General features: G+C 40.8%; 26 protein-coding genes and 1 pseudogene. 10 read left to right on the top strand and 17 right to left on the bottom strand.

What is annotated here, in order from left to right; translation table 11 throughout:
- Window positions 1-13: 13 nt before the first annotated feature.
- A complete protein-coding gene (gene rpsD, locus ACN222_RS13680) occupies window positions 14-622 on the bottom strand; it encodes a 30S ribosomal protein S4 (protein WP_010996890.1) in 609 nt (202 codons plus the stop codon).
- A gap of 187 nt (window positions 623-809) precedes the next feature.
- Between rpsD and ACN222_RS13675 the strand changes: the two genes are divergently transcribed.
- A complete protein-coding gene (locus tag ACN222_RS13675; RefSeq protein WP_044521468.1) occupies window positions 810-1,430 on the top strand; it encodes a hypothetical protein in 621 nt (206 codons plus the stop codon).
- Window positions 1,431-1,480: 50 nt separating this feature from the next.
- Here ACN222_RS13675 and ACN222_RS13670 read toward each other — a convergent pair whose 3' ends face one another.
- Both ACN222_RS13670 and ACN222_RS13665 read right to left on the bottom strand, forming a co-directional pair.
- Window positions 1,481-2,113, bottom strand: a complete 633-nt coding sequence (locus tag ACN222_RS13670) for a hypothetical protein (RefSeq protein WP_010996888.1) — start codon at window positions 2,111-2,113, stop codon at window positions 1,481-1,483.
- Window positions 2,114-2,362: 249 nt separating this feature from the next.
- On the bottom strand, window positions 2,363-2,965 hold the full coding sequence (locus tag ACN222_RS13665) for a cytochrome c oxidase subunit 3 (RefSeq protein WP_010996887.1): 603 nt from the start codon (window positions 2,963-2,965) through the stop codon (window positions 2,363-2,365).
- Window positions 2,966-3,142: 177 nt separating this feature from the next.
- Between ACN222_RS13665 and ACN222_RS13660 the strand changes: the two are divergent.
- Window positions 3,143-3,430 (top strand): annotated as a pseudogene (locus ACN222_RS13660) (four helix bundle protein); the annotation flags it as partial.
- A gap of 69 nt (window positions 3,431-3,499) precedes the next feature.
- Here ACN222_RS13660 and ctaD read toward each other — a convergent pair.
- The 6 genes from ctaD to uvrC all read right to left on the bottom strand — a co-directional run bounded on the left by ctaD (window position 3,500) and on the right by uvrC (window position 10,607).
- Window positions 3,500-5,167, bottom strand: coding sequence for a cytochrome c oxidase subunit I (ctaD, locus tag ACN222_RS13655; protein WP_010996885.1), 1,668 nt, complete (start codon window positions 5,165-5,167; stop codon window positions 3,500-3,502).
- A gap of 33 nt (window positions 5,168-5,200) precedes the next feature.
- Window positions 5,201-6,115 (bottom strand): cytochrome c oxidase subunit II, encoded by a 915-nt coding sequence (locus tag ACN222_RS13650; RefSeq protein ID WP_010996884.1) that lies wholly within the window; start codon window positions 6,113-6,115, stop codon window positions 5,201-5,203.
- Window positions 6,116-6,139: 24 nt separating this feature from the next.
- Window positions 6,140-6,745 carry a DUF2231 domain-containing protein gene (locus ACN222_RS13645; protein WP_010996883.1) on the bottom strand — a complete coding sequence of 202 codons (606 nt, stop codon included), beginning with the start codon at window positions 6,743-6,745 and terminating at the stop codon, window positions 6,140-6,142.
- A complete protein-coding gene (locus ACN222_RS13640; protein ID WP_010996882.1) occupies window positions 6,742-7,242 on the bottom strand; it encodes a DUF2231 domain-containing protein in 501 nt (166 codons plus the stop codon). The genes ACN222_RS13645 and ACN222_RS13640 overlap by 4 nt, the downstream gene beginning before the upstream one ends.
- A 772-nt stretch (window positions 7,243-8,014) precedes the next feature.
- Complete coding sequence (locus tag ACN222_RS13635; RefSeq protein ID WP_084789136.1) at window positions 8,015-8,194, bottom strand: replication restart DNA helicase PriA; 180 nt, start codon at window positions 8,192-8,194, stop codon at window positions 8,015-8,017.
- Between the two features lie 529 nt (window positions 8,195-8,723).
- Entirely contained in the window at window positions 8,724-10,607 is a 1,884-nt protein-coding gene (gene uvrC, locus ACN222_RS13630; RefSeq protein ID WP_010996881.1) for an excinuclease ABC subunit UvrC, read from the bottom strand.
- Between the two features lie 642 nt (window positions 10,608-11,249).
- Between uvrC and ACN222_RS13625 the strand changes: the two genes are divergently transcribed.
- Window positions 11,250-11,429 (top strand): hypothetical protein, encoded by a 180-nt coding sequence (locus tag ACN222_RS13625; RefSeq protein ID WP_010996880.1) that lies wholly within the window; start codon window positions 11,250-11,252, stop codon window positions 11,427-11,429.
- An 11-nt stretch (window positions 11,430-11,440) separates the two neighbouring features.
- On the opposite strand, the gene ACN222_RS13620 is transcribed toward ACN222_RS13625, so the two are convergent.
- Window positions 11,441-11,863 carry a response regulator gene (locus ACN222_RS13620; RefSeq protein ID WP_010996879.1) on the bottom strand — a complete coding sequence of 141 codons (423 nt, stop codon included), beginning with the start codon at window positions 11,861-11,863 and terminating at the stop codon, window positions 11,441-11,443.
- Window positions 11,864-12,320: 457 nt separating this feature from the next.
- Entirely contained in the window at window positions 12,321-13,760 is a 1,440-nt protein-coding gene (locus ACN222_RS13615) for a deoxyribodipyrimidine photo-lyase, 8-HDF type (protein ID WP_096637151.1), read from the bottom strand.
- Window positions 13,761-13,993: 233 nt separating this feature from the next.
- Here ACN222_RS13615 and ACN222_RS13610 point away from each other — a divergent pair, with 233 nt between their 5' ends.
- Window positions 13,994-14,542: a 1,2-dihydroxy-3-keto-5-methylthiopentene dioxygenase gene (locus tag ACN222_RS13610; RefSeq protein WP_010996877.1), complete on the top strand. Its 549-nt coding sequence runs from the start codon at window positions 13,994-13,996 to the stop codon at window positions 14,540-14,542.
- A 6-nt stretch (window positions 14,543-14,548) separates the two neighbouring features.
- Here the strand turns inward: ACN222_RS13610 and ACN222_RS13605 are convergent, their stop codons facing one another.
- Window positions 14,549-15,448: a S66 peptidase family protein gene (locus ACN222_RS13605; protein WP_010996876.1), complete on the bottom strand. Its 900-nt coding sequence runs from the start codon at window positions 15,446-15,448 to the stop codon at window positions 14,549-14,551.
- A 131-nt stretch (window positions 15,449-15,579) separates the two neighbouring features.
- Window positions 15,580-16,878, bottom strand: a complete 1,299-nt coding sequence (locus ACN222_RS13600) for an ABC transporter substrate-binding protein (protein WP_010996875.1) — start codon at window positions 16,876-16,878, stop codon at window positions 15,580-15,582.
- A gap of 190 nt (window positions 16,879-17,068) precedes the next feature.
- On the opposite strand from ACN222_RS13600, the gene ACN222_RS13595 reads away from it, so the two are divergent.
- Window positions 17,069-17,812, top strand: coding sequence for a class I SAM-dependent methyltransferase (locus ACN222_RS13595; RefSeq protein ID WP_010996874.1), 744 nt, complete (start codon window positions 17,069-17,071; stop codon window positions 17,810-17,812).
- A gap of 71 nt (window positions 17,813-17,883) precedes the next feature.
- Entirely contained in the window at window positions 17,884-18,972 is a 1,089-nt protein-coding gene (locus tag ACN222_RS13590) for a glycosyltransferase family 4 protein (protein WP_010996873.1), read from the top strand.
- On the opposite strand, the gene ACN222_RS13585 is transcribed toward ACN222_RS13590, so the two are convergent.
- The 3 genes from ACN222_RS13585 to ACN222_RS13575 form a co-directional block, all read right to left on the bottom strand.
- Window positions 18,960-20,318 (bottom strand): RNA-guided endonuclease InsQ/TnpB family protein, encoded by a 1,359-nt coding sequence (locus tag ACN222_RS13585; RefSeq protein WP_010996872.1) that lies wholly within the window; start codon window positions 20,316-20,318, stop codon window positions 18,960-18,962. The two genes, ACN222_RS13590 and ACN222_RS13585, sit on opposite strands and share 13 nt — an antisense overlap.
- A 248-nt stretch (window positions 20,319-20,566) precedes the next feature.
- On the bottom strand, window positions 20,567-21,388 hold the full coding sequence (locus ACN222_RS13580; protein ID WP_010996871.1) for a type 1 glutamine amidotransferase: 822 nt from the start codon (window positions 21,386-21,388) through the stop codon (window positions 20,567-20,569).
- Between the two features lie 44 nt (window positions 21,389-21,432).
- Window positions 21,433-22,776 (bottom strand): Mur ligase family protein, encoded by a 1,344-nt coding sequence (locus tag ACN222_RS13575; RefSeq protein WP_010996870.1) that lies wholly within the window; start codon window positions 22,774-22,776, stop codon window positions 21,433-21,435.
- A gap of 197 nt (window positions 22,777-22,973) precedes the next feature.
- Between ACN222_RS13575 and ACN222_RS13570 the strand changes: the two genes are divergently transcribed.
- The 4 genes from ACN222_RS13570 to ACN222_RS13555 all read left to right on the top strand — a co-directional run bounded on the left by ACN222_RS13570 (window position 22,974) and on the right by ACN222_RS13555 (window position 24,849).
- The gene (locus ACN222_RS13570) at window positions 22,974-23,561 is read left to right on the top strand and encodes a thylakoid membrane photosystem I accumulation factor (protein ID WP_010996869.1); all 588 of its coding nucleotides are present in this window, start codon (window positions 22,974-22,976) and stop codon (window positions 23,559-23,561) included.
- A 204-nt stretch (window positions 23,562-23,765) separates the two neighbouring features.
- The gene (locus ACN222_RS13565; RefSeq protein ID WP_044523051.1) at window positions 23,766-24,374 is read left to right on the top strand and encodes a hypothetical protein; all 609 of its coding nucleotides are present in this window, start codon (window positions 23,766-23,768) and stop codon (window positions 24,372-24,374) included.
- 68 nt (window positions 24,375-24,442) lie between these two features.
- Complete coding sequence (locus ACN222_RS13560; protein ID WP_010996867.1) at window positions 24,443-24,634, top strand: type II toxin-antitoxin system HicA family toxin; 192 nt, start codon at window positions 24,443-24,445, stop codon at window positions 24,632-24,634.
- The gene (locus ACN222_RS13555; RefSeq protein WP_010996866.1) at window positions 24,634-24,849 is read left to right on the top strand and encodes a type II toxin-antitoxin system HicB family antitoxin; all 216 of its coding nucleotides are present in this window, start codon (window positions 24,634-24,636) and stop codon (window positions 24,847-24,849) included. Before ACN222_RS13560 ends, ACN222_RS13555 begins: the two co-directional genes overlap by 1 nt.
- Before the next feature lie 183 nt (window positions 24,850-25,032).
- Here ACN222_RS13555 and egtD read toward each other — a convergent pair whose 3' ends face one another.
- Window positions 25,033-26,046: an L-histidine N(alpha)-methyltransferase gene (gene egtD / locus ACN222_RS13550; RefSeq protein WP_010996865.1), complete on the bottom strand. Its 1,014-nt coding sequence runs from the start codon at window positions 26,044-26,046 to the stop codon at window positions 25,033-25,035.
- Window positions 26,047-26,126: the final 80 nt, after the last annotated feature.

The following is a 26,126-nucleotide window of genomic DNA, read 5'->3' as shown; positions in this document are numbered from 1 at the left end:
CGGCGGGAGTTCGTTACGCTTGTCGGGAGTAGTATTCCACAACTAGCAGTTCGTTAACTTGCAGCGCCACCCATTCACGTTCGATAACACTGTTAACCTTACCAACCAACTTGTTTTTATCAAACTCTAAATGGCTGGGGAGGTTAGCTAAACCCGGATATTGTAGGTTATTTTCTACCAATTTCCGTGATGGTGCTTTGTCTCTGACAGCAATTTCTTCGCCAGGACGGCATTGGTAGCTGGCAATGTTGACCACGCGACCGTTAACTGTGACATGACCATGATTTACCAGCTGACGAGCGGCTGGAATTGTGGGAGCCATACCCAAACGAAAAACCGTATTATCCAAGCGCATTTCTAACAGTTGCAGCAGCACTTGTCCGGTAGAACCAGTTACACGTCTAGCGCGACGCACATAGCGTAACAGTTGCTTTTCAGTCAAACCGTAGTTTAAACGCAGTTTTTGCTTTTCTTCTAGACGGATAGCATACTCAGAGCGCTTCTTGCGGTTCTGACCATGCTGACCTGGTGGATAAGCGCGTCTAGCGCTCTTACGAGTTAATCCTGGCAAATCGCCCAAGCGACGTACAATTCTAAGACGTGGCCCTCGATATCGGGACATGAGTTTCCTTAATTTAATCCTGTTTAATTTTACCCAGACATACTATTATAAGTACCTGGAAATCACAAATGCAAAAATCATTGATCAAATCAGCAAAATTTTATTTTATATTTGCTGTTTTACCTGATTGTCCGAAGATTCGCTGCACATTTGAGTTAGCATAACTTTGGGTGTTTGGAGAACGGCAATGTGCAGAAAACAGGTTTTTGGGTTGGAAGAACACAAATTAGCTCTCAAAACTCGTCTCATGGGTTTGACAACACCAGTTCTGGCTATAGCTGGGCTTTTGGGAATAAGTATCCCCAGTGTGGCTGTGACTGCTTCTTACAGCAATGATTATCGTGCCTGTGCAGGTAGGCTCATCAGTGTGGGTGTGACTGCACAAGCAGCAGCCGAAGGCTGTGCTACGGCATTACGTCCAACAGATTTATCTGCTTGTGTGGTTGATATTAGCAAAAATACGCAGATACCTGCTGTAGATGCTCTGTCTGGCTGTAGACGGGCCAGACAGCCGAAGGATGTAGCTACTTGTGTAGTTGCGCTAAGTAAAAATACTGAAGGTGCGGTTAATCCAGATGTATTGAACTACTGTGGTCGTAGTTTATTACCTATGCGTTTTGCTCAGTGTGTTGTCGGGTTGCGTAGTGAAATATCTCTGGCTCCTAATGTGGCCCTGGATACTTGTATTGATGGCAGCGATCGCATTAGCGGATTTACTCCTCCATCAACTTTACCAAATCAACAACCAGGGACACAGTTCAACCCTACTTTTGAAACTCAACCAGTACCAGCAAATCCTATTAAGTAAGTAGTAAGTGCTGAATGCGGCGCGTTAGCCCATTCAGCACTTATCTGTTTTCAGGAAATTGTCAGTTGCCCTTCTTTATAGGCTTGGCGGAGAGCGATCGCTTCTGCTACGATTTGTTGGGCGCTTAATCCTTCCTCATCCATCATTCTTTGCAGTGTTGTCCCAGTTTGTTCTGAGGCTTCGTGGATTGGGGGAATTTGGCAATATCTCCCACCATTCTTTAAGCGCCGCCAAATACTCGGTTTTTTCGGTCTATCTGCTCTAGGGGTACGCTGTTTTTGAATTAATGTGCGTACCGTTTCTTGGTTAATCACACTTAAATCTAACAGTCTATCTATAACTTTTTGATACTGCTTATTTCTTTCTGCTAATTGATATATTGTTCTTGGCTCAACTTGAGCAAAGTCTTGTGGTTCAAACTTGCCAAAGGTAGCAGCAATCTTGAGGTATTTCTTTTCCTCTCCTTGCCAACCTTGATTGTAAAGTAGTTTTTTATACTCTTTTAAGGAAAGATTTTGTTTTTGTTCAGCTAACCAAAAAGCGTGATTTAAAATTGCCTTGGTGACATCAGCAAGGGTTTGAAAGGAAAAATCTGCGTTTGCTTCAGAATTTTCTTTAGTGTATGGCTCAAACTGGTGTGAGTTAATTGGTGTTGCAGCTACACCCTGCATTGGTGTCATCATAGTAATGATCTCACAGTAGGGTTTTTCTAGTAGGCGATCGCCCAGGCTTAAAGCCTGCTTAGTACAATTGTACTATATATTTACTAAAAAACCCTAATGATGGCGAGATTTTTTGCAGATGAATCAAACCCTTAATATGTAAGAGGTTAGGCTAATGTGATTTTACAGGCATAAAGCAGAGCCAGTGTATGGGTTGGCTCTGCTGAATTGGTTACTTTTTGTAAGTACTGGTAGGGATTGAGTTTGGTGCTACTGCCAGATGTAGATAAGGATAAACAAAATAATCCAGATGACATCGACGAAGTGCCAAAACAAAGAAGTTGCGTTTACGCCGAAGTGACCTGTATCGTAGTTACCAGGAATGAGCGATCGCACAAGAATAATAAACTGTAACAAGATACCTGTAAAAACGTGCAAACCGTGGAACCCTGTTAACAGATAGAACATTCCACCATATACGCCAGAAGTAAAGCCAAACTCTAAATGACTCCATTCAATGGCTTGTCCTACCAAAAAGTAGCTACCCATTGCCATTGTTGCTGACAAAAAGATGCGGAATAACCGCAAATTTTGGCGTTTTAGGGCGAGTTCTGCAAAATAAATCACAAAGCTACTAGCAACCAATACTACTGTATTGATGGCTGGGTCTCTAACTTCTAACCCCTCCACACCAACTGGTAGCCAGTTAGGAGTAGTTGTTTTGTAGACAATATATCCGGCGAAAAAGCTCAAGAAAATGACGCTTTCAGATAGTAAAAAGACAATAAAGCCGAACATTTTATTGCCTTCTTCATCATGTCCATGTTCATGGCTGATTTCATGACCTTCATTATGAGATAAAGAACTATCCATAGGGGTGTAGGGTTATATGGGTGTAAGGGTGTAAAGACTTGAGAAAAGCTAGGCAATTTCATTGAATCTGAGATATAACAAATCAAAATTCATTGAATGAAAGAGCCTTTGATGCAGTCATATCGAGATTTGAAGGTTTGGCAAGAGGGAATGAATCTTGCATAATCTTGCTACAAAGCAACAAAAGCATTTCCCAAAGAAGAAACCTACGGAATGATTTCACAAATTCGGCGCTCTGCTGCATCAATTCCAGCTAATATTGCGGAAGGCTACGGACGAAGAACGCGAGGGGAGTATGTGCAATTTTTGTACATTGCCCAAGGTTCTTTAAAAGAGCTAGAAACACATTTATTATTGTCGCTTCGTGTTGAACTAGCTCCATCGGACATTATTAATCCTGTTTTCCATCAATGCGAATCAGTCAGTAAGCTCTTATTATTTCTGATTCGCTCATTAGAGAAATAGGGGTGTAGGGGGGGGTGAGGGAAGAATTTACTTTTAGTCTTTCCCCTATACCCCTATACCCCTATACCCCTATACCCCCATACCCCTTTCCGCCGTCAATGGTTCTGATTTGCCATAACCGTAGGGTTCAGAAATCACAACGGGGATTTCTTCAAAGTTTTCTACAGGTGGAGGAGAAGCTACCAACCACTCCAAACCAATAGCGCGCCAAGGATTATCTGGTGCTTTCTCACCGTGCATCCAAGAAACCACCATATTGAAGATGAAGGGCAAAGTAGACATACCTAACAAGAATGCACCAAGACTAGCAACGATATTCCAGCCTTCATATTCTGGTGCGTAGGAAGAAACTCGCCGTAACATCCCTTGTAAACCTAAGGGGTGCATGGGGAAGAAGTTGAGGTTAGTACCGATGAATGTCAACCAGAAGTGTAGTTTACCCCAGCCTTCGTAGTACATTCTGCCGGTCATTTTGGGGAACCAGTGATAGATAGCAGCATACATACCCATCGTCACGGTTCCGAACAGGACGTAGTGGAAGTGTCCGACGACAAAGTAGGTATTGTTGACGTGGACATCAACAGGTACAGAAGAAAGCATGATGCCGACAATACCGGCGAAGACGAATAAAATTAGTCCACCCAAAGCGAACAGCATGGGGGTGTTGAGTCGAATTTTTCCGCCCCAGATAGTTGCAACCCAAGCAAATACCTTAATACCTGTGGGAACGGATACTAACATCGTCGTCAGCATGAAAAACATCCGCATCCAAGCAGGTGTACCACTGACGTATAAGTGGTGTACCCAAACAATGGCGCTAACTACGGCAATTAACATGGAAGAAATTGCCACTACCTTGTAACCAAACAATGGTTTACGAGAGTAGACGGGAAAGATTTCTGAGAAGATACCGAAGATGGGCAGAATAATCACGTAAACAGCCGGGTGGGAATAGAACCAGAAATAATGTTGGAACATGACTGGATTTCCGCCCTTGCTAGGGTCAAAAAAGCTAGTCCCCACGGTAATGTCCAACAACAGCATGACTGCGCCTGCTGTCAGGGCTGGTAAGCCAAACAATTGGATAATTTGAGCGCTAAATACTGCCCAGACAAATAAGGGCATCCGAAAGAAGCCCATCCCTGGCGCACGCATCTTGACGATAGTGGTTACAAAGTTCACAGCCCCCATAATTGAGGAGACACCGGAAATAGCAACTGCTAATAGCCAAATTACTTGACCATTAATTAAGTTACCTGTGGGATTCTGGGTACTTACCGGAGGATAAGCCCACCAACCGGATTGGGCTGGGCCACCAGGGACAAAGAAGCTAGTCATCAAGAGAATCCCGACTACGGGAACCATCCAGAAGGCGGCGGCGTTGAGGCGAGGGAAGGCCATATCCCGCGCCCCAATCATCAAGGGTACTAGGTAGTTAGCTAGTCCAACGAGTGAGGGGAATGTCCACAAGAACAGCATCACCGTGCCGTGCATGGTGAACATTCCGTTATAAACGGTGCGGTCGATGAGGTCTGATTCGGGGGTGATGAGTTCTCCCCGCAGTATCATGGCGAAGATACCGCCAACGAGAAAGAAGATAAAGGAGGTTACAAGGTATTGGATACCAATAACCTTGTGGTCATGGCTAAAGCTGAAATATTCCTTCCAGCCTCCGGGAGATGGGTGGTGAGGCTTCCCCTCAGGGAGTTGAACGCCTTCTATGGGGATGTTGGTCATTGGTGAAATAGTAGTGGTGTAGGGGTTGAGCTTTTAACCAGGGTAATTAACCAAAGGTGCGGCGGCTGGTGCTACGGTTTTCCAACCAGTTTTGACTTGCTGAGTGATGCTTTGTGCATATTCAGCAGATGCTTGATTGTAGGCAGTGCCAGGTTTGTGGGTGGCTATTTTGGCTAACCATTTGTGATACTCTTCAGGAGATTCCACCACTACATTGGCTTGCATAGTGGCGAAGTATGTACCACTATATTGAGAGTCGGTTAGATGATATTTACCTTCACGGATGGGGGTAAATTCAAAGTCGATGTTGTGGTTGGGGATGATGTCTTGCTTGAGGCGGAAGGCGGGAATATAGAAGCCGTGGAGTACATCTTCAGAATGCAGCGCCAATTTTACCCGGCGATCGCTTGGTAAATGTAACTCGGTGCTGGTAACATTCTTTTCGGGATAGTGGAATACCCACGCCCATTGTTTAGCAATTACATCAATTTTTTCTTCTGGTTCAACTAAACCATCCTCTGTGGCTGCATAGGCGGATTCCATCTCCATTGGGTTATGCAGGTGTACTAATGCTGTCGGCCCTTGGATGCCCATTTGTTCGTAAATTTGGTAGCTATAGGTGGCAATCCAAACTACTAAGAGGATAGGAATAGCTGTCCAAACCACTTCTAAGGTGACATTACCTTCAATGTGGGGGCCATCGCTGAGGTCGTTTTCAGCCGCCCGATGGAATAGTAAAGAATAGAACAGAGTGGAGGTAACACCAAGGAAGATGAATGCACCCATAGTTACCAAGAAGCTAAATAAATCATCAATTAAGATTGATTCAGCCGCCGCTTGGGGAGGTAGCCAGGTGTAAGCCAGTTTACCAATCCAGAAACTGGTAATAGTCACAGCGATCGCGCCTATTACCAATGTCACAATGTTGAAAAATTTACTGATTGTCATGGTTAGTGGTCAAAGACTCTAGAATTACTTGAGGACTGTGTTGAGGTCTTCGCCTAATCGCAACAAGCTATCTGCTGTGTTGTGTACGCCAAATTCAGCAGCTAATTGCGCTCCTAGTGTGCCGTGGAGATACATGATAAACATGATGGCTACACCTGCGGCTAAATAACTCCACTGCACTTGTGTAACTTCTCCCACAGACCAGACATAGCGTTGCCATGCCCGCCATAGGGTCATGACAGCAATTAAGCCTAAGAGAAATACTCCACCTACGCCATGCCAAAGCATTGTTTGCATGGCTTGTAATCCCCAGGTACTTTTGATATCAGCTGATGGTGCGGCGAGAAACATTTCATAAAAGCCAGCAGCTACGGTGAAAAATGTGATGACAGTGGAACCAACCATGTTGTACCAGCCGACATCAAAGAAGTTTTCCCGTTCTACAGTAATCGCCAAAAATTTGAAAACCCATTTGTCCCAGGGGAATAGTACGCCAACGATATCAAAGGTAATCCCGATGATGAACAAGCCCAAGGTTAAATGCACTAAGTTTGGATGAATGGGGATGGTATAAGGTAGTCCATTCGCCCCCAGTTGGATGTTTAATTGGTCAATTAGTTCTGAGTTCATGGCAGAAGTCCTTCCTTTACCGCTTCAACAACTGGTACGGTGTGTAGTCCATATATCCACACCAGTTGATCACCGAGATATACCTGCACGCCAACTATCATGGTTAACACCAATCCTGCAACCAAGTAATGAAAGGGGATTTTGAGGGGGTTGCGGAGACGGATGACGTAGCGCCATGCTGTTAGGGCGGCGATAATTCCCGAAAGTGACCAGCCAAGTAAGGTATGGAGATTCAATACTGATTTAGCGACTTCGTAAGGTTTTGCTAAACCAGCTTCAAACTGACCAAAAATAATCGCCACAAAAATGGCGATCGTTGCCACAAACATATTCCACCAACTCACTTCAAATAAGCGAGTTTTACCAGTGAGATAACCAATTAAATCACAAGCAAAAGCAAACACTACCATCGCAATTACGAAGTGGACAACGATGGGATGTATCGTATCTGGATAGGGTAAATCGTGGTCGTTCAAAGATGTAAGAAAATCAAACATTGTCCTCTCCTAGACATATCTACTGCACCGCAGCTAAACTTCAATGATTGACATTACTCACATCGAAATAGGCATTCACTCATGACCAGAATTTGTTGATCAGATTTACACGGCTAATTCCCATCACGCCAGTATCAGCCGTGTTATCAACCAATTGGATGAGGCTATTATTTATAGTCAATGATTGAGGTTAATTTATTTGTTCATGCTGATACGCTGCAACAGCGATTTTAATTTATCTAACAAAATTGCTGCTGTCTGGCTATTTGGTGAGTCCTATCTATTAGCTTAAGGATTTTTTTAGTACTTGTCAAAAGTAATTGTAACAAATTGATAAAAATATTCTGACTAGCAAAAATAATCGTTTTACAATGTATCTTTACTAGCTATTTTACTATATTGCATATATGAATTGTTTAAGTGTGCGATAGCAACATCTATCGATTATTAATTTGTAATTAAAAATACCATCAATATTTAATAAATAGGAAAGTTAATCAATAAAAACTGATTTAGTATCTTCAATCTTATCTAAGACCTAAATCATTTGTGCAAGGATCTAAAATGTATGTCTTAAATTTCTATATCCTTGCACCTTTGTAGTTACAATTTCTTGGTATTTTACTACAAAGGCACAAAGGAAAAGATGTTGCTTAAGAAAACCAAAACTTCAGCAAAAGGGTTAAGTTTTTCACACCACATAAATTAACTTAACCATATCAAGAGATAGCAAAAATCTATTTTATTCTCAATGGAAAACAATATTTAATTTTTACCGATGTACATGAATTCCAGGGGCGTAAGCTTCAATAACTTTACCCGTGCGGGTGCAACTGATCATCAAGTAATCACAACTTGGACATTGTGTTCTTGTTAATTCCTGATCCGTGAGATAATAACGTTCAGCATCACTACCACAATTAGGGCAGTAAATTTTTTGTATTATTTGCATTGAAAAATCCCTGGTTTTAACTATTTTGGTAATATTTGTTAAATGAAACCCAAAATATTTTGGTTTGTCTAAATTAACAACCAAAGATAATAATGGCTGTTTACTTAACTAAAATTTTAGATTTGAACGGTTCGATACCCTGGAAATATTATCCTAGTAATTTGATGATTTCACCATCTGACTTGGGACATATTGAGGTAGTCTAACGAGACAATATTTCATGGATATTGACTGATCCCTAATGCTAATGCTTTGAGATAGAGCATGAGCATCTATCATAAACACATACAAAAGGTATCTTTGTATTCAAAATTTAAAAGCTAGAAAATACTGTATCTTTAGTAACAAAATATTTTTCTTAATCTTTGCTTAAGGTTTAGTTTGCATTATCTTGGCGTGATAATTTAAGCAAAAATTTCAATGTTAGTAATCAGAGAGATTGGTGAAGAGGTCTATTCTAGTTGTTGGTAATGGGTAATATTGCTTTAGTAATAAATTACCCGTAGCTTTTCTCGATAGCGTTTAAAAGCTAGAGGTGAGATGGATGGAAATAGTCGTAAATTGCTTGAGCCAGATGTGGGCCTATCCCTGGAACTTCGGCTATTTGTGAGGGTGTGGCTTGGCGAATATAGTCAACGGAGCGAAAATGAGCTAACATCTGCTTTTGGCGGTGGTGTCCTAAACCAGGGATTTCATCTAAGCGCGATCGCTTTAATTTATCACTTCGCTGCTGACGATGGAAACTCACAGCAAAGCGATGGGCTTCATCCCGCAGTCGTCGTAACAATTGCACCCCTGGTTGTTCAGCATCAGTTTTTAAGGGTTGGGATTCCCCTGGTAAGAAAATCTCCTCGCGCCGTTTTGCTAAACTGATAACCCGCAAGTCTTCTAATAAGTTCATCTCTTGCAAAACAGTAACTACCGATGATAACTGACCTTTACCGCCATCAATCATAATCAAATCAGGCCAGTCAGGGTTTCCCACCCGTGATAATTGTGGATCTTCTGCATACTTGCGAAATCTTCTTTGGATAACTTCCGCTAAACTGGCAAAATCGTCTGAATGTCCGATGGTAACAGTGGGATTTTTAATTTTGTAGTGGCGATAATTTTGTTTGGCTGGTAATCCATCGATGAACACGACTTGGGAAGCTACCGCATTAGAACCTTGAATGTGAGAAATGTCGTAACCTTCGATGCGGTGGGGTAAGTTGGGTAAATCGAGAATAGCAGCTAAATCTTGGGTTGCTTGATGATTGCGATCGCCTAATTTTTGCATTCTTTGCAATTCATATTGGGCGTTACGCTCTACCATCTCAATTAATTCTGCCTTAACTTGGCGCTGGGGCGTGAAGATCGTTACTTTTCTTCCCTTAAGCTGGGTTAAAACATCAGCTAATATCTCAGCATCTGGTAACTCATGCTGGACTAAAATTTCTGCGGGAATTTCTACAGATTCCGCCGTTTGGTAATGTTCTTCTAGTACCCTTTGTAAAATAGCACCTGGTTCAGCATGGGATTCAGCCACAAAAGCCAAGCGTCCCACCAATTGACCAGCGCGAATCTGAAATAATTGGATGCAGGCGTGTTGTGCGTCACCTGCTAGAGCAATAGCATCCCGTGACACCGTATCATCCGGTAAGGAAACTTTCTGTTCCGCAGTTAGGGATTTTAACCCAGCAATTTGATCACGAATCCGCGCTGCTACTTCAAAATTCAACGCCTCCGCCGCTTTCTCCATCTGTTCGCTCAAGATATCAATCAATTCCTGAGTGCGTCCTTGGAACACCATTGCCACTTTCTGCACAGTTTTACGGTATTCTTCTGGGGAAATCAGCTGTTGACACACACCAGGACAGCGACCTAAATCATAATTTAAGCAAGGACGGTCTTTAAATAATGGTTGTGGGCGTTGTCTGAGGGCAAATATCCGCTTAGATATACGTAAAATCTCCCTTAACAAACCCGAATCCGTATAAGGCCCGTAATATTTATCTTTTTCTTTACCTAGTTGTCGTTTTCGGGTAATGAAAATACGCGGATAGTCTTCTGACCAAGTAATACAAACATAGGGATACTTCTTATCATCCTTCAGCAGCACATTAAAGTATGGCTGGTGCTGCTTGATTAAGTTGGCTTCCAACGCCAAGGCTTCAGCTTCGGTATCGGTGACAATAAATTCAATTTCTGTCACCAACTTGGCCATCGTGGCTATGCGTTCTGTTTTGTTGTACCCTTCGCGGAAATAGGAACGAACCCGCGATCGCAATTTCCGTGATTTCCCTATATATATTATGCGATCGCTTCCATCTCGCATGAAATAAACCCCTGGTTCCGGTGGAATTTCGGACAGACGGGCTTCTAAACGCTCTGGATCTTTCACCAGTGGTAGTATCTGAGCAGATGTTGTCACAATCTCCAGCAGGTAATCTTACAAATTTACCTATATCTATTTTAAGAACAATTACTGCTTTGTGCTGAGTGTACAGGTTTTTATCAAGCAAATATAAAGTCAAGATTTACTATATTGTTAGTTTACATTTATACCAAGCTTTATAGATTTGGGATTTTCTGATTTTATATCTCATGGAATATTTTTTTACGTCAATTTTCCTATTTCATAATCAAAATAAATAGTTTAAACAAACCGTCAAACAACATATGAATTTACCGATTAAGTAGTTTTCATAGACTACATAAACTAAATTATAGAAAACTTTTTGGTATGGTATCTAAACGACACAAGCCTTGTTAAGAGCTAGTTGCAGACACTGCAAATATGATTGCCATTCAGTTTTAGTAAAGATTAAACTATGAAAAAAAACTTTAACTTGTTTATGAGTAGATAATTCTGTACCCCATTGTTTACCAAAGTAAAGAATATATGAAGCACCGATATTATTCCAGTTTTAAGGCTATTCTCAATTTTTATATTCAGGAGTTTTATTAAGAATTTGTATTTTCAAATTAAGCAGATTAACGGATTCACATCTTTTCAGATTGTGAATATGATTGTCCATATAAATATTTACAGAGTTTTTGGAGTTCCAATTACATGAATGTCAATGACTTTGAAACTTACTACAAAGACGCTATGGCTGAAGCACTTAACGAGCTTCAATCTGCTGTTTTGCTATTAGAACAGGTGCAACGTAAAATTTACATAATTGGCAGCTCTGTACAAAATTTAAATGAAAACATGGAAGATTTTATTAATAAACAGAAACCAAAATAAACCTATAAAAACTATACGCAGTTAACGACTAATTCTTCAGAAATTTTTATAAGCAAAGCATTCAGATTTATCGGTTTAACAAAGTAACCACGAGCGCCCAACTTGATAGCTCTTTCTTGATCAACTTTAAAAGCAAAACCTGAAACAACAATAACTGGTATCCTAGCAAAGTCTTGCTGTTGCTGGATTTGTTTAAGTAAATAGTATCCATCAACATCTGGTAATTTCAAGTCCAACAAAATCAAGTCAGGCTGAAAATTCTCTATTGTTTTGAAAAAAATTGAGCCATCAGATAAACTTTGCACATGATATCCGCTATAGCTCAGATAATCACTCAATAACATCCTATTGATATCATTATCTTCGACAATTAAAATTCGTTTTAGAGGTTGCAAATGAAATTGCTGATATTTTGTCAGTAAATGTACTGTCATTTTACTTACGGCTTTCGGTTAATGATGAAAAACCTTCGTTAAATACTGAAATTACGTGTGTTTAGAAATAATCAGATACATTTTATAAAATAAAACTAGATAATGCCAATTCAAAGCTTCGACAATAAAATTTTGATTTTTAGCAGTAATTAGTAATTTTAGTTTAATACATAAAATTAAGCAAAATGCCATATTAATCCTTTGATTAGGTTGCTTTATTTCAACAAGTATCGATCAAATACTCTAGACCATAAGTTTTCATGGGTTAACGTAAATATACTTACTGACTTTACTGATTAGTAGTATTGATAACCATTATGATCATCAATGAGTCAGATTAAGAATGGGTAAAAAAAAGGAGCTATTAGCCCCTTTGCTGAAATTTATTATTGCTGCTCGAACTATGTAGGACTTCCAAACAGTAGTTCAACTGGTGAAGTACTCTAGCGTTAAAAGATTAAAGACTGGTGGCTTTTTGTTGTTGATAACGTTGTTTAAAGAGTTGCTGCTGTTTTTGATGATCCACGATTGGTTTAACATAACCCACAGCATGACGCTCAAGAGGTGTAATCTTACCCGTTACTAGATACTCCGTATCCATTGACCTCAATTCAGGTACCCACCGACGAATATATTCTGCATCTGGGTCAAATTTTTGTGATTGGCTGGCGGGGTTAAAAATTCGTAACGGCTTCGGGTCCATCCCGCTAGAAGCACTCCATTGCCAGCCGCCGTTGTTGGCAGATAAATCACCATCAATCAGCTTCTGCATAAAGTATTTTTCTCCCAATTGGGGATTAATTAATAAGTCTTTGGTCAGGAAACTGGCTACAATCATTCGACAACGGTTGTGCATCCAGCCGCTTTCGTTCATCTGGCGCATGGCTGCATCTACGATGGGATAACCTGTCTTTCCTTCACACCAAGCCTGAAAATGTTCTTCGTTGGTTTCCCAAGGAAAATTCTTGAAGGTTTCGCGGTAAGCACCATCAGCTAATTCCGGGAAGTTATACATGGCGTGTTGATAAAATTCTCGCCAGGCTAATTCTTGTTGCCATGTGCGGATAGCTGCGGATGCTTCTTCGCTGCGGCTATTTTCTAACGCTTCTAAAGTTGCTTGCCAAACAGTGCGAATGCCAATGACACCAAATTTTAAGGCTGCACTTAGTTGTGATGTGCCATCAACGGCGGGAAAATTACGCTGTTCTTGGTATTCGGTGATGGCTTTGGCTGTAAATTCTTCTAACTTGGCTTGCGCTGCTGCTTCCCCTGGGGCAATTATCAAGTCTGCATCCCAGAAAAATCCTAAATCTTTCGCCGTGGGTAAGGTTTTCACTCCAGCTTTTTGAGCAAGTTCCTGTTCAGATTCTGTTAGTCCTTCGGCGTTTTGCAGGGTTTCTACTGGTTTGGCTTTGGGTTTGCTACTCCAATTTTTCCAAAAGGGAGTGTAAACAGTGTAAGGTGTGTTGCTACCTGAACGGATTTCGTCTGGGGAATGGAGTATTTGATCCCACTTGTGGGTTAAAAATTGGATACCTTTATCTTTTAGGATATCAAGAATTGCGCGATCGCGTGTTTGTGAATATGGTTCCACATCCCAATTCCAAAACACAGCTTTGGCGTTCAATGCCTCTGCTAAATGAGGGATAGCTTGCACTGGGTCACCATGCAGGATTAATAATTGGCTTCCTGCTTGCACATATCGCTGTTGCAACTCTTGTAAACTACCAATCATGTAAGTAACTCTGGCAGGGGCTACATCATCTCTTTCTAAAATATTAGGGTCTAGACAAAATACCCCCACGACTTTAGAACTTTGTTGTCTAGCCGCAGCTAGCCCTATATTGTCAGCAATACGTAAATCACGGCGATGCCAAAATAAAACTAAGTCAGACATTTTCTAATTTTTATAGTTCGCTTGTACTAGATTAGACCTAGTAGTATTATTGAACATCATTCTGCTGACAAATTTCTTGAGAAATGGGGATTGGGGATTGGGTAATGAGTAAAAGTTATGCTCGATTACCAATTACCACAACTCCACTATGTCTATCGGGAATAGTGGCTTATTGCTCGAAGATGAGTTAAAGTTGAGTATACTCTTCTTAACACTTAATTAGTTATTCTGTCATGGCGACCTTGTTACTGGAAGACGGCACAATTGAGAGCAATTTAGATGAGATAGTTCGTGAACTTGCCCCACTAGGAATTTATTTAAAGCACTACGACCCTGGTACATCTATACTCTTTCCTCACCTTTTAACACAGGATGCTTTGACAGACAAAGAGAAGTGTCACATTGTCGATTTACACAACAGTGTGTTCGAGTTTATTCAGCAAGAAAATGGCTATCTGTGGTGTGATTTGCTGAATGTGCATCCAGGTTCGCCTAATCTTCAGACTTTAATAGCTACCTACGCCCAATATCACACTCATACCGCGCCTGAAGCATTGTACGTTTTAGCAGGTGAGATGATTTTTGGTTTTGTTAAACCCGATGGTAGCCAAGTACAACTTTTAGTCCAGTCCCAAGATTATCTTCACATTCCATCTGGGGTAGAACACTGGTGCAGCCTGACTGCCTCTTTAAATTTTAAAGCAGTGCGTTATTTCACAGCAGCAGATGGCTGGGTTCCTAATTATACTGGTACTCGGTTAAATGATAGTTTAAACAAGTAGATTTATTTAAAGGGTTACTATATCCAAGACTCCGTGATTTGCATCTAAGGTGACAGGTACACCTACGGGTAGGCTGGCATTGTGTTCACCATGACCAAATGGTAAATCGGAGACAATAGGAATACCCAAGTCAGCCAAGCGATCGCGCAGAACTTCTTCTGTGTTAAAACTGGGTATATTTGGGGCTGCTTCGCATCGAGTAAAGCTTCCCAAGGCAATACCTTTGACTTTTGCTAAAACACCACTTAAACGCCACTGTGTCAGCATTCTGTCGATACGGTACGGTGCTTCTGTGACATCTTCCAGAGCTAAAATTACGCCATCAAAGTTAGGTTGAATTGGTGTGCTTAAAAGATGGGTGGCCACCGTAAGATTACCGGGAAGCAAAATGCCAGTAGCCACACCACCACCCCAACCACAGCCTTTAAGGGGTGCAATAGGTCGTCCTTCTACCAAATTAAATAGGCGCTCAGTTGACCAGTCTGGCTCATCTGCCAAAGTTGTGAGTACAGGGCCGTGAACACCGGATATACCTGCGTTATAAAGACTCCACAACAAAGCAGTAATATCAGAAAAGCCAATCAACCATTTTGGGTCTGAGTTGGTTTGCCAATGCCAATCTTCTAAGATGCGTGTGCTACCAAAACCACCTCTGGCGCAGAGAATACCGCGACAATCAGGGTCTTGCCAAGCAGAAGCTAGCTGATGACGACGCACTTCATCTTTATTAGCCAGATATCCCCAATGATGATCAATATCTGAGCTAACTTCTATACGATAACCGCGCGATCGCCAAATTTCTACACTCTGCTTCAAAGCCGCAAATTCTCTTAAAGCACCGCTAGGAGCAATAACTCGCAGTAAATCTCCGGGTTTGAGGGGTTTAGGTAAGATGGTCGATTTCATCAATAATTTTTGCAAAAGTCAAAATTCAGAATAGCCCATAGGAAAGATTTATACCAGTTTGTCAATCAGATGTGTGCATCTAAACCCGCATCTGTTTTAGTATTGACAGTTGACTAATGATGAATAACAATTCAAAAAAGATCTAGGTGTGCTTGGGCTTTTTTCAATGCGCTTTCTGGAGATGCACCCAACATTGTCGCCTCAATTGCTCTACCCAAACTTTCTGATAGACGACTATACCCAGAAATAATTGGACGGGAACCAGATACAGCCATTTGCTCCAGAAAAACTTGCAGCGCCGGTTTTTGTCGGATAGCTTCTTGATAAGCTGGGCTTTGAATAGATTTTAAATTTACTGGCAAAAAACCTGAACCAATACTCCACTCTGTTTGGAATTGCTCACTGAGAATGTATTCTAAAAACTTCCAAGCTGCTTGTTCTTTTTGTGGTGTGGTTTTCATCACAAACATATTGCCACTGGCGAGGACACTGGCAGGATGAAGGTTAATAGGAATTGGTAGGACATCAAAATCAACTTGACTTTTCATAATAGATGTCCAAGGCCCTGTTAGCTGCATCGCCACACGACCAGCCACAAAATCATCTTCTTCGTATCCCCGTTCTGGTGCAGATAACTTGGCTGAACCGTCTTGAATGAGGTTTTGCCAAAATTGTAAAGCAGCGATCGCCCCTGGATTGATTAAACTAGGATGATTATTTTCTACTATTGTCCCATCACTACTCAATAAGAAGGGAAACCATGTAAAAACCGTCCATTCCCCTTTACCCAAGGGCATGAGCATACCATACTGATCGGGAATGCGATCGCCATTACGGTCTATGGTGAGTTTTTTAGCAACTTGTCTGAGTTCTTCCCAAGTCCTGGGTAATTCGGTAATTCCCGCCGCTTTAAATAAATCCGGTCTATAAAAAATCCCCACATTCCCAGCAAAAAGAGGGACTGACCAAATATGACCATCTAACTCCATTTCCCCAAAGCAATTAGGAATAATTTCTGCCTTGAGGGGAGATTTATCTAGCCATTCTTCCAAAGGTCGAATAGCTGCCAAGTCTACCAATTGACCAGTGATTTGCGGGTTGAAAAACAAAATATCTGGTGGTACATTACCCACAACTGCGGTTAAAACTTTGGGTATTTGTTGTTCAAGCTGACCTGCATAGAGAGATTCTATGTGGATATCTGGATGAGTTTGATTAAATTTGTCTACTAGTTGTTGAAATACATCTCGATTACTGGGGGGATTAATCCCATGCCAAAGGGTAAGATTGATAATACTTGATTGTGCCTGTATTGTTGATTGGCAAGCTGATAATATCAGACACATAGTCAGAGTTAATGCTATTAATAAATAGCGTGTAGCTAAGTTAAAATGTTGAATTATTCTGGATAAAAAAATAATACTTATCATAGCAATTGATTAGAGTAATTAAGGTTTTCTCACGGGTTTTACTCAATTTTTGATGATGTGTTTATTTTAAATATTCGTAGTATTATATCCTTTTACATCAATAGAAAAATGATCAATTTGCTTGATCGTTATTTTTCTGCACTATTATAAGGTATCATACATAAGTTGTATTTCTTATATTACAGAGATTATGCAAACATTACCTAAGCCATCATTTTTAAATGGTTACTGGCAAAATTCATTTAACTTAAAGCAGCATATACAGGAGTTTTTAAATATAGATGCAGAAACGCTAGAAACAAAGTTAGAGTTCAGTCAGCAACAAATGGCTGAATTGGGTCACAAAGATTTTGACTGGGAAAAAGCCACAGCTTTTTATCGTGACAAAGTACGGGAATCTTATTTATTTGAATTGGGTGCATGGCATTTAACTAGCCAAGATTATATAGGCGATACGCTGCGTTTGGTGGCGGATTATAGTCAGGGTCGAGTGTTAGATTTTGGTGGGGGTATTGGCACTCACGCCATTGGTGCTGCTCTTTGTCCTCAAGTTGAGCAAGTAATTTATTGCGATATTAATCCTATTAATCGTGATTTTGTGAAGTATAGAGCCGAAAAGTTGGGTTTAAATGAAAAGATAACTTTCTGTCTTGAAGTCCCGCCACAAGAAAATTTTGACACCATCATATCTTTTGATGTTTTAGAACATTTACCAGACCCCAGTTTGCAATTAATCAACTTTTACGAAATTCTGAACAACGAAGGAAAGATTATACTCAACTGGTGTTTCTTTAAGGGTTTTAATCAAGAGTATCCCTTTCATATAGATGACCATCAAGTAATAGAGCAATTTTTTAAAATTCTGCAAACCAAATACTTAGAATTGTTTCAGCCTTATAATATTACTGCTCGATGTTATCGTAAATGGAGATAAGATTTATGGGTAACAATAGACCTAATTAATTTATTAATAACATCAGTAAAAATTCGATTAATTACAATCAAATGACTTCATCTCCAAGCGACTTACTAAAGTTGCTCATGTTATCTACTCCTGTGGGTGCGATTGGTTCAGGTATTGGCGGTGGGGTAGAACTCACTCTCAGCAATATTTCCCAGGAAATGATTCGGCGCGGTCATAGTGTCAAAATCGTCGCTCCTCAAGGGTCGATAGTGAAAAATGTACCTGTTTTAGAAATTGCTGGGGAAGTGCAAACACCAGCCCAAACCCAGACTCGTGATGAGCCGATTATTCTCCCAAAAAATTCTGTCTTGGCGAATATGTGGGACTATGCTCACCAAGTGCAATCTGATTATGATTTAATTGTCAACTTTGCTTATGATTGGCTGCCTTTATATTTAACTCCATTTTTTAGCTGTCCCATCGCTCATTTAATTAGTATGGGTTCTTTGACTGATGCAATGGATTCCATCATTGAGCAAGTTGCAACTAATTTTCCCGAAACTATTGGTGTACATACCCTCTCTCAAGCACAGACATTCACCTTCGCGGATAAATGCCGTTGTCTAGCCAATGGGATGGATTTATCTATTTATCAATTTTGCGCCCAACCGAGTGATTTTTTAGCTTGGGTAGGGAGAATCGCCCCAGAAAAAGCTTTAGAGGATGCAGTCGCAGCAGCCAAAATTACGGGTATTCCCCTGAAAATTTTTGGATTCAAGCAAAATGAACAATACTGGCAGGATATTTGTCAAAAATATGCAGACGCTCCAATTATATATAGAGGATTTTTGCCTACAGAGGAACTGCAACAGGAATTAGGTCAATGTCGGGCGTTATTAGTCACGCCTCGTTGGGTGGAAGCCTTTGGTAATGTGGCGATTGAGGCTTTAGCCTGTGGTGTACCAGTGATAGCTTATCGTCGTGGGGGACTCACGGAAATTGTCAAAAATGGGGAAACGGGTTTCTTAGTAGAGCCAGATAGTGTTGATGGGTTAGTGAATGCGATAAGAAGCTTAGATAAAATTGATCGCCGTGCTTGTCGCCAACAGGCAGAGTTAGAATATTCTCAACAAGCAATGGGCGATCGCCTAGAGTATTGGTTTAGAGATATTGTGAACTACCCACACTGACTTGGAGTACCAAGTACAGTGTCGGCTTCTGTAATCACGGGGGAATGCCCAAACTTAGACTTTCGCCCAAGCTTAGGACTTACCTCCCCTCCTACAGCAGAGACGGCTGAACCTTCCGCCTTTATCATTCTGATGCCTTCGGCTCTAATATTTATAGCTGCGTTTCCATCCCTGTCATGATGAGTGCCACAACTAGGACAAGTCCATTCACGGACATCCAACGGCATCTCACCAATTTGGTAGAAACAATTAGAGCAGAGTTTGGAACTAGGAAACCACCTATCAATCTCAACTAACTTTCCACCCTTGCGTTCTAGCTTGTAGGCTAAAAAGTTGGTGAACATTCCCCATCCTGCATCAGATATTGACTTCGCCAATTTATGATTGCGTACCATGCCCAGAAGGTGAAGATTCTCTACTATGACAGCTTGGCTATCGCTGACCAACTTATAACTAAGTTTATGTAGAAAATCTTGCCGCGAATTACTAACTCGCTCGTACACTTTGGCAACAACTTTTCTATATCTATTTCTTGAATTACTCCCTTTTACTTTACGGGCTAACTTCTTTTGTTTACGCTTGAGGTTTTTCTCATGCTTGGCAAGGTGTTTAGGATTATCGTATTTAGAAATCTTTTCACCGTCAGACACAACAGCGAAATGTTTTAGCCCTAAATCAATACCGTAAATCTTCCCCTCCGTAATAGCAGGCTTTTCACTTGTGTTGAGCGGAGTCGAAACACCCTCTACTTCAGTCAGGATAGATGCCAAGTATTTACCTGATGGTGTTTTACTAACAGTGACAGTCTTTATTTTCCCTTCAATCGGTCTATGTATTTTGGCTTTGACTATTCCAATATTTCCTGGAAGTTTGATATTGCCCTTACGGGTGAATCCTTCGGATACGCTACGCGAGCGCCAGTTCCCTACGGAGGGAAACCCTCCTTCCCTACGGGACGCTGCGCGAACAGGACTGGACTCACCATCTACAATTTTGACGTTTTGAGGATACTGAATTGACTGCTTGCCATGCTTGGATTTGAACTTAGGAAAGCCAGCACGTTTCTCAAAAAAGTTCTTGTACGCTGTGGTTAGATTCAGTGTTGTAGCTTGTAAAACTTGGCTATAACAGTCAGCTAACCAACAAGTATCTTCTGCTTTTTTGAGATTAGGAAGTAGTGCGTTGAGTGCTGCACGTGTAAGTCCTTTGCCCGTTTCTTTATAAGTCTCAATTGATTTATTTAGAGCGTAATTCCACCACCAACGAGAGCAACCAAAAGCTTGAGCTAACTGAACTTTCTGCTCAATTGATGGGTATAAACGAACTTGTACAACCTTGTGCAACACTCAACCTCACCTCCTTATATACTTATTTTAGCATGATATATAATTCGTGGTAAGCAATCAAGAGAAAATAATTGTTGATTCGTCATACATCTAATATTTGTCTTTGCTGTGCAAAGAATTAACCTTAGATGCAATCCTTATCAACCACCATTAATCCCGCCACTGATTCGGAGTACCAAATTCAGTGGGGGACGAGGGCGTAATAGTTAAAAGAAGTGGAGACTTCCAAAAAACGCTAAAATACATTATTAGACTTTAGCTACCGCAGATGGTCTTGGTGGGTTGACTTGTAACTTTTTAAACATAGCTTCCCGTGCCTGCATAGCCAAACTATCATCTAAAGCTTGTAAAGTAATTGCCTGCTGATACTTTAACCGCAACGCTGTTTGAATTAACCAGTCAGCCACAAAGGGGTTTTTGGGTAATAATGGCCCGTGGGAATAGGTTGCTATGGCATTCTGATAAAATGAGCCTTCTGTACCATCTTCACCATTATTGCCTAAGCCGTAAACCACTTTTCCTAAAGCTTCTACCTTACCTAACTTAGTGCGTCCACCGTGATTTTCAAAACCCACTAAGTAGGCTTTGCTTCCCGTCATTTCTTCTAAATCTTTAGCCAGACGACTAGCTGTAACTTCTATAACTAAGTTACCGATACAACGCTTAGTATTTTCACCAGGATGGATAGAAACTAAATCAAGTATTCCTAAACCTTCAATACGCTGTCCAAATGCTGGTTCGTAATAGTGTCCTAATAATTGGGGTGAACCACAAGTAAACACTCCTGGTGTGCCATTGTCGATTTTCTCACGCATCGCGTCAGCTTTCGCGCCTTGCAAATCGCGCATGACAATTTCTTGCTGTCTGTCTTGTGCGCCACCACCAACTATCACATCTACAGACTTAATATCATCTGCTGTGGAGTTTTGGTCTAAAGGCAATACTTTCACCGTATATCCCCGCCATTGGGCGCGACGTTCGATAGTAATTACATTACCGCGATCGCCATAGGTACTCATCAATGTAGGATATAGCCAACCGATAGTTAATTCTAATTGTGGAGAATTCATATTTGTGGGGATTGTTGACTGTTGACTGTTGACTGTTGACTGGGTTACAGAATTTTCCTACCTGTGAGGACTTCGCGCACTTCTAGCATGGCGGAATAGGTGGGGAGAATATGCAGGGTTTCGGTGACTGGGGTGTGTTCTAAGGCTGTGGCGATCGCTTGACGTAAATCGGCTTCGACAATTAAATTTAGGTTACTATGGGGCGATTTTTCACTATAACGTAGACGTAGTGCCATATCATAGACGCGATCGCCACTTACTACTAAAGTTCCTCCCCGTTCCACTAATTTTTCTGTATCTACGTCCCAAATCCAAGATACATCTGTGCCATCTGGGGTGCGATCGTTTAATACTAATAAAGTGGTTTTATCTGTGCTTTGAGTGACGACGCGAATTGTTTCATTTGTCCCCACAGGATTTTTTGATAATAAAATTCTGACGCGCTTACCATCAATCACTAAATCTTCTGCACGACCAAAAGCCGCCTGGAAATTATTAATAGTATCTCTAATTGTGGTTTCATCTACACCTAATTCAATAGCGGCGGTGGTGGCGGCTAAGGTGTTGTATTTGTTGTATAAACCAACGAGAATTTGTGACCATTCCCTACTGGCTAAAGCAGGTTGACTCTTAGTAAATCCGCAACTAGGACAAGTAAAATCTCCCAAATGGGATAAATACACACCTTGGTAATCTAAAGAATGTCCACATTGAGGACAATAGATAGAATCAACGGCGTGAGGAATGGCTTCTAAATAATGTTCTGGTTCATTTAAACCGAAGAACAAGACCTTTTGGGGTAACTGTTGACCGAGAAGGGATAAAGTCGGGTCATCAGCGTTGGGAATGACTACCGTTTCTGTTGGAAGAGTCGAAATAACCTTCGTCCACCGCTTGCTGATGGTGTCTACTTCACCGTACCTATCAAGTTGGTCGCGGAACAGGTTTAAACAAAGAATAATTCGTGGCTGGAGTGGTTTTAAGACTCTGGGAACAATATTCTCATCCACTTCCAGAATTGCATAATCCACATCTAGCGTCCCCACCAGGTTAGTGCTTTCTAGCAACGCCGTCATCAACCCATTTTCTAGATTTGCACCCGTGGAGTTATGGCAGACACGGTAGCCTTTATTTTCTAAAATAGTGCATAACAGCAGCGCTGTAGTAGTTTTACCATTAGTCCCAGCAATGATGATGACCCCATTTTTCACCTGCTGACTCAATAATTGCAGCAACCGGGGTTCAATCCGACGGGCAATAGACCCTGGTAATACACTAGCAGCACCGAGACGGAGCGATCGCACTAAAAACGTGACACTTTTCGCCACCAACACCGCAAAACCCAACCGCAGCCTATCTATAACTTTGATTTTATTTCCCACATCCATACCCTAATTTATTAATAGTCATTAGTAATTAGTCAATAGTCCATAGTCAACGGTCAAAGGTCAACAGTCAACACTCCCCACAGATCCCACTAGGCGCTATCTTAAAAAATAGTATACGGGCGTAATTATATATCCGGCCCAGGTTGCCTCATTCAGCACAAACCGAAGACAAACAGTAGCTTGTAAGGTTCATTTTGATGAATAGTATAGAGTTTTCTTTTTTACATAGACAGATTGCTGACTGGCGACGGTTGGTTTTTAAAGGCCTGTGTTTGCTTATATGTCTATTGATTGTAGGAATACAGCCAGCCTTTGCAGGTATTAACGATGATGTATATGATGGCAATATGTTCGTGGTTTATGCGGGTAATGGATCGTTAGTACCATCCAGATTTACTTTAGCCCAATCGTTAGCAGAACATAAACCAATATTTTTGGCATTCTACTTGGATGACAGTAGCGATTGCAAACAATACGCCATTGTAATTTCACGGGTACAAGAATTCTACGGTAGAGCCGCAGAAATTATCCCCATCAGCGTGGATACCATCCCATCCAAAAAGACTTATGAACCCACCGAACCAGGATATTACTATTCTGGAGGTGTGCCTCAAGTTGTAGTGTTGAATCAATCTGGTGAGGTAGTCTTAAACAAGAAAGGTCAAGTTCCTTTTGAAGAAATCGATGACAGACTACGAGAAGTATTTGATTTATTACCACGTACAGAATCTGTACAATTGAAAAGGCGATCGTTCAATGAGTTCAGTAGTGAGTTAGCCAAGTAACTTCGGGGGTAGACCAAATTGGTCTGCCCAAATTTTTAGTGATATCTGTTACTGTATTCCCCATAACGCCAAGAGATAATGTCGAAATATCAACAGTCCAAAGTCTATAGTCAACAGTCCAAAGTTCATAGTCAATCATCCAAAACTAGAACTAATGACCAATGACTCATGACCAATGACCAACGACCAATTAAGTGTGTTCTGATGTCAAAGGTTTACACCACGGAAGAACTAATTCAAATTTTGGCTGCTGAACGCCTAGCTTGCCTTAAAGGAGAGCGTCTAAAATTAGAAGTAACAGTTTCTGGTAATCCTATAATTGACCAGTTTATCAGAACAGATGGACTACAAAAATTCACGGCATATCAAGATTTTAAAAATGCCATACATGACTATCAAAGGGATTATCAAATTTCTGGCATTGTGTGGAAGGAAATATCAGTCAAGGGCAAGATATTACGTTATCCAGAAGTAGATACCCAACTAATTGCTTTAAGTAGTGATTTAGAAATATTACAAGCTGCTAAAAACCATATTTTAGAATTTTGGTATGCAGTCTCAGCCGGGATGGATTTATATTTAAGCTTTAATATTAACAAACAACATCAGTTAATTTTTATGTCTGATGTAGAAAGAATTGTCCAAAGAACAGAATGGGCTACTTTATGGAAATCGGAAAGTTCTAATTTTTTAGAAATAGTTTTACAGTTGGGATGGGGTAAGCCAGAAGAAGCCAGTTATAAACGCGGTAGACCCAACTCAGGTAGTGAGTTTATTCATGCAGTTAATCCCGGTAATCGTCCTATTGGATAATTGGTTAGTTGGGAAGGCGCATCATATTTGAGTATTCTCTAAGTATGTAAATCCAGAGTATACAAAATATGAAAGTTAGTGAAGTTATTAAAAGATTGGAAACCGATGGTTGGTATTTAGCTAGAACTAAAGGTAGTCACAGACAGTTCAAGCATCCCGATAAAACTGGTACAGTAACAGTGTCTGGTAAGCCGAGTGTTGATGTACCAATTGGTACTCTGAAAAATATTTGGAGACAGGCTCAATTGGAGGAAGATTGATGCGTTACGCGGTTGTAATTGAAAAGGGTGAAACTAGCTATGGTGCTTATGTACCTGATTTACCAGGATGTGTAGCTGTGGGTGAAACTTTAGAAGAAGTTAAACAACTGATTACAGAAGCTATTGAGTTTCATATAGAAGGAATGATTGTCGATGGGTTACCTATTCCTCAACCCACAAGTATGACTCACGAAGTTGAAGTCTTAATGTCATGACCGAAATAGAGATAAGACAGTTTCCCTATTTTGGCAGATACCTATAAATTAATCACTAACAATATCCGTATTAGTTGGTAATCGGTAACAGGTAATGGGAAAGACCAATTACCTGTTACCGACAATACCAAGCATATTTTCAGCAATTAGCCGGACTTGATTGACATTTCCTAACTTAATTACTTATCCTTGCACTTGACATAGCAATAAACCAAACCACTGATTTGCATCAGTCCAGGTCTGGACAGGTATTAAACCTTTAGCTGCGAGTTGCTGCTGAATGCTTTCGAGGTTAAATTTGCGAGAAATTTCGGTGAGGATGGTTTCACCTTGGGCAAAATTAACGGTGAGATTGAGAGACTTTAACTGGACAGTTTGCGATCGCTCACTTTTCAAGTGCATCTCAATTTGCTGTTCACTTTCATTATAAAACGCCCAGTGTTCAAACTGTGTCGTATCAAAATTTCCCTCAAAACTTCGGTTTAAATGCTCCAACATATTCAGGTTAAATTCTGCGGTTACTCCTTGACTGTCGCTATATGCTGGTTCCAAAATCTCCTTTGGCTTTTGCAAATCTACCCCCAATAAGAAATATTCCCCAAAATTTAAAGTTGCTCTAATTTGGGACAAGAAGACATCACACTCTTGCTGGTTCAGATTACCTAAGGTACTACCAATAAAACAAATCATCCTACTAGATAATTTTCTGGTAGTAAGTTGTGCAAGTGCTAATTCATAAGTTCCTGCTAGTGCATAAACTTCTAGGGAAGGATAGTCTTGAAGTAACTGCTTGGCGCTACTTTCCAAAATCCCTGCACAAACATCAATCGGTAAATAACGCAGAGGATAATCTAGTTGCTGATAAGCATCCAGTAATATACGAGTTTTGGTAGAATTACCGCTTCCCAGTTCTACTAACTCGCAAGCGCCAGTAATTCGAGCAATTTCACCTGCAAACCTTTGTAGAATAGCCGTTTCTGTGCGTGTCACGTAATATTCAGGTAACTCACAGATACGCTCAAATAATTCAGAACCTCTGTCATCATAGAAATAACAAGGGGGTAAAGTTTTGGGTGTTTGAGTTAACCCCTTTACCACATCACCCCCAGCCGTAGATGTAACTACGCGGGTTGGCGCTTGCAAACGCTGTATTTGCAAACGTTGTTCAATGCTGTTAGTAGCTTTCAGTACTGACATTTAACCTCCGGATGCTGGATGTAAGAGATTGCCCTGAAAGAAGAATCTTTACGCTAGCCAGTGAAACATATAGCCATAAT

The sequence above is a fragment of the Anabaena sp. FACHB-595 genome, from assembly GCF_048568275.1.
GTDB lineage: Bacteria > Cyanobacteriota > Cyanobacteriia > Cyanobacteriales > Nostocaceae > Trichormus.
The sequence above is the reverse complement of the archived record's forward strand: the minus strand, read 5'-3'. Positions and strand labels throughout refer to the sequence as shown.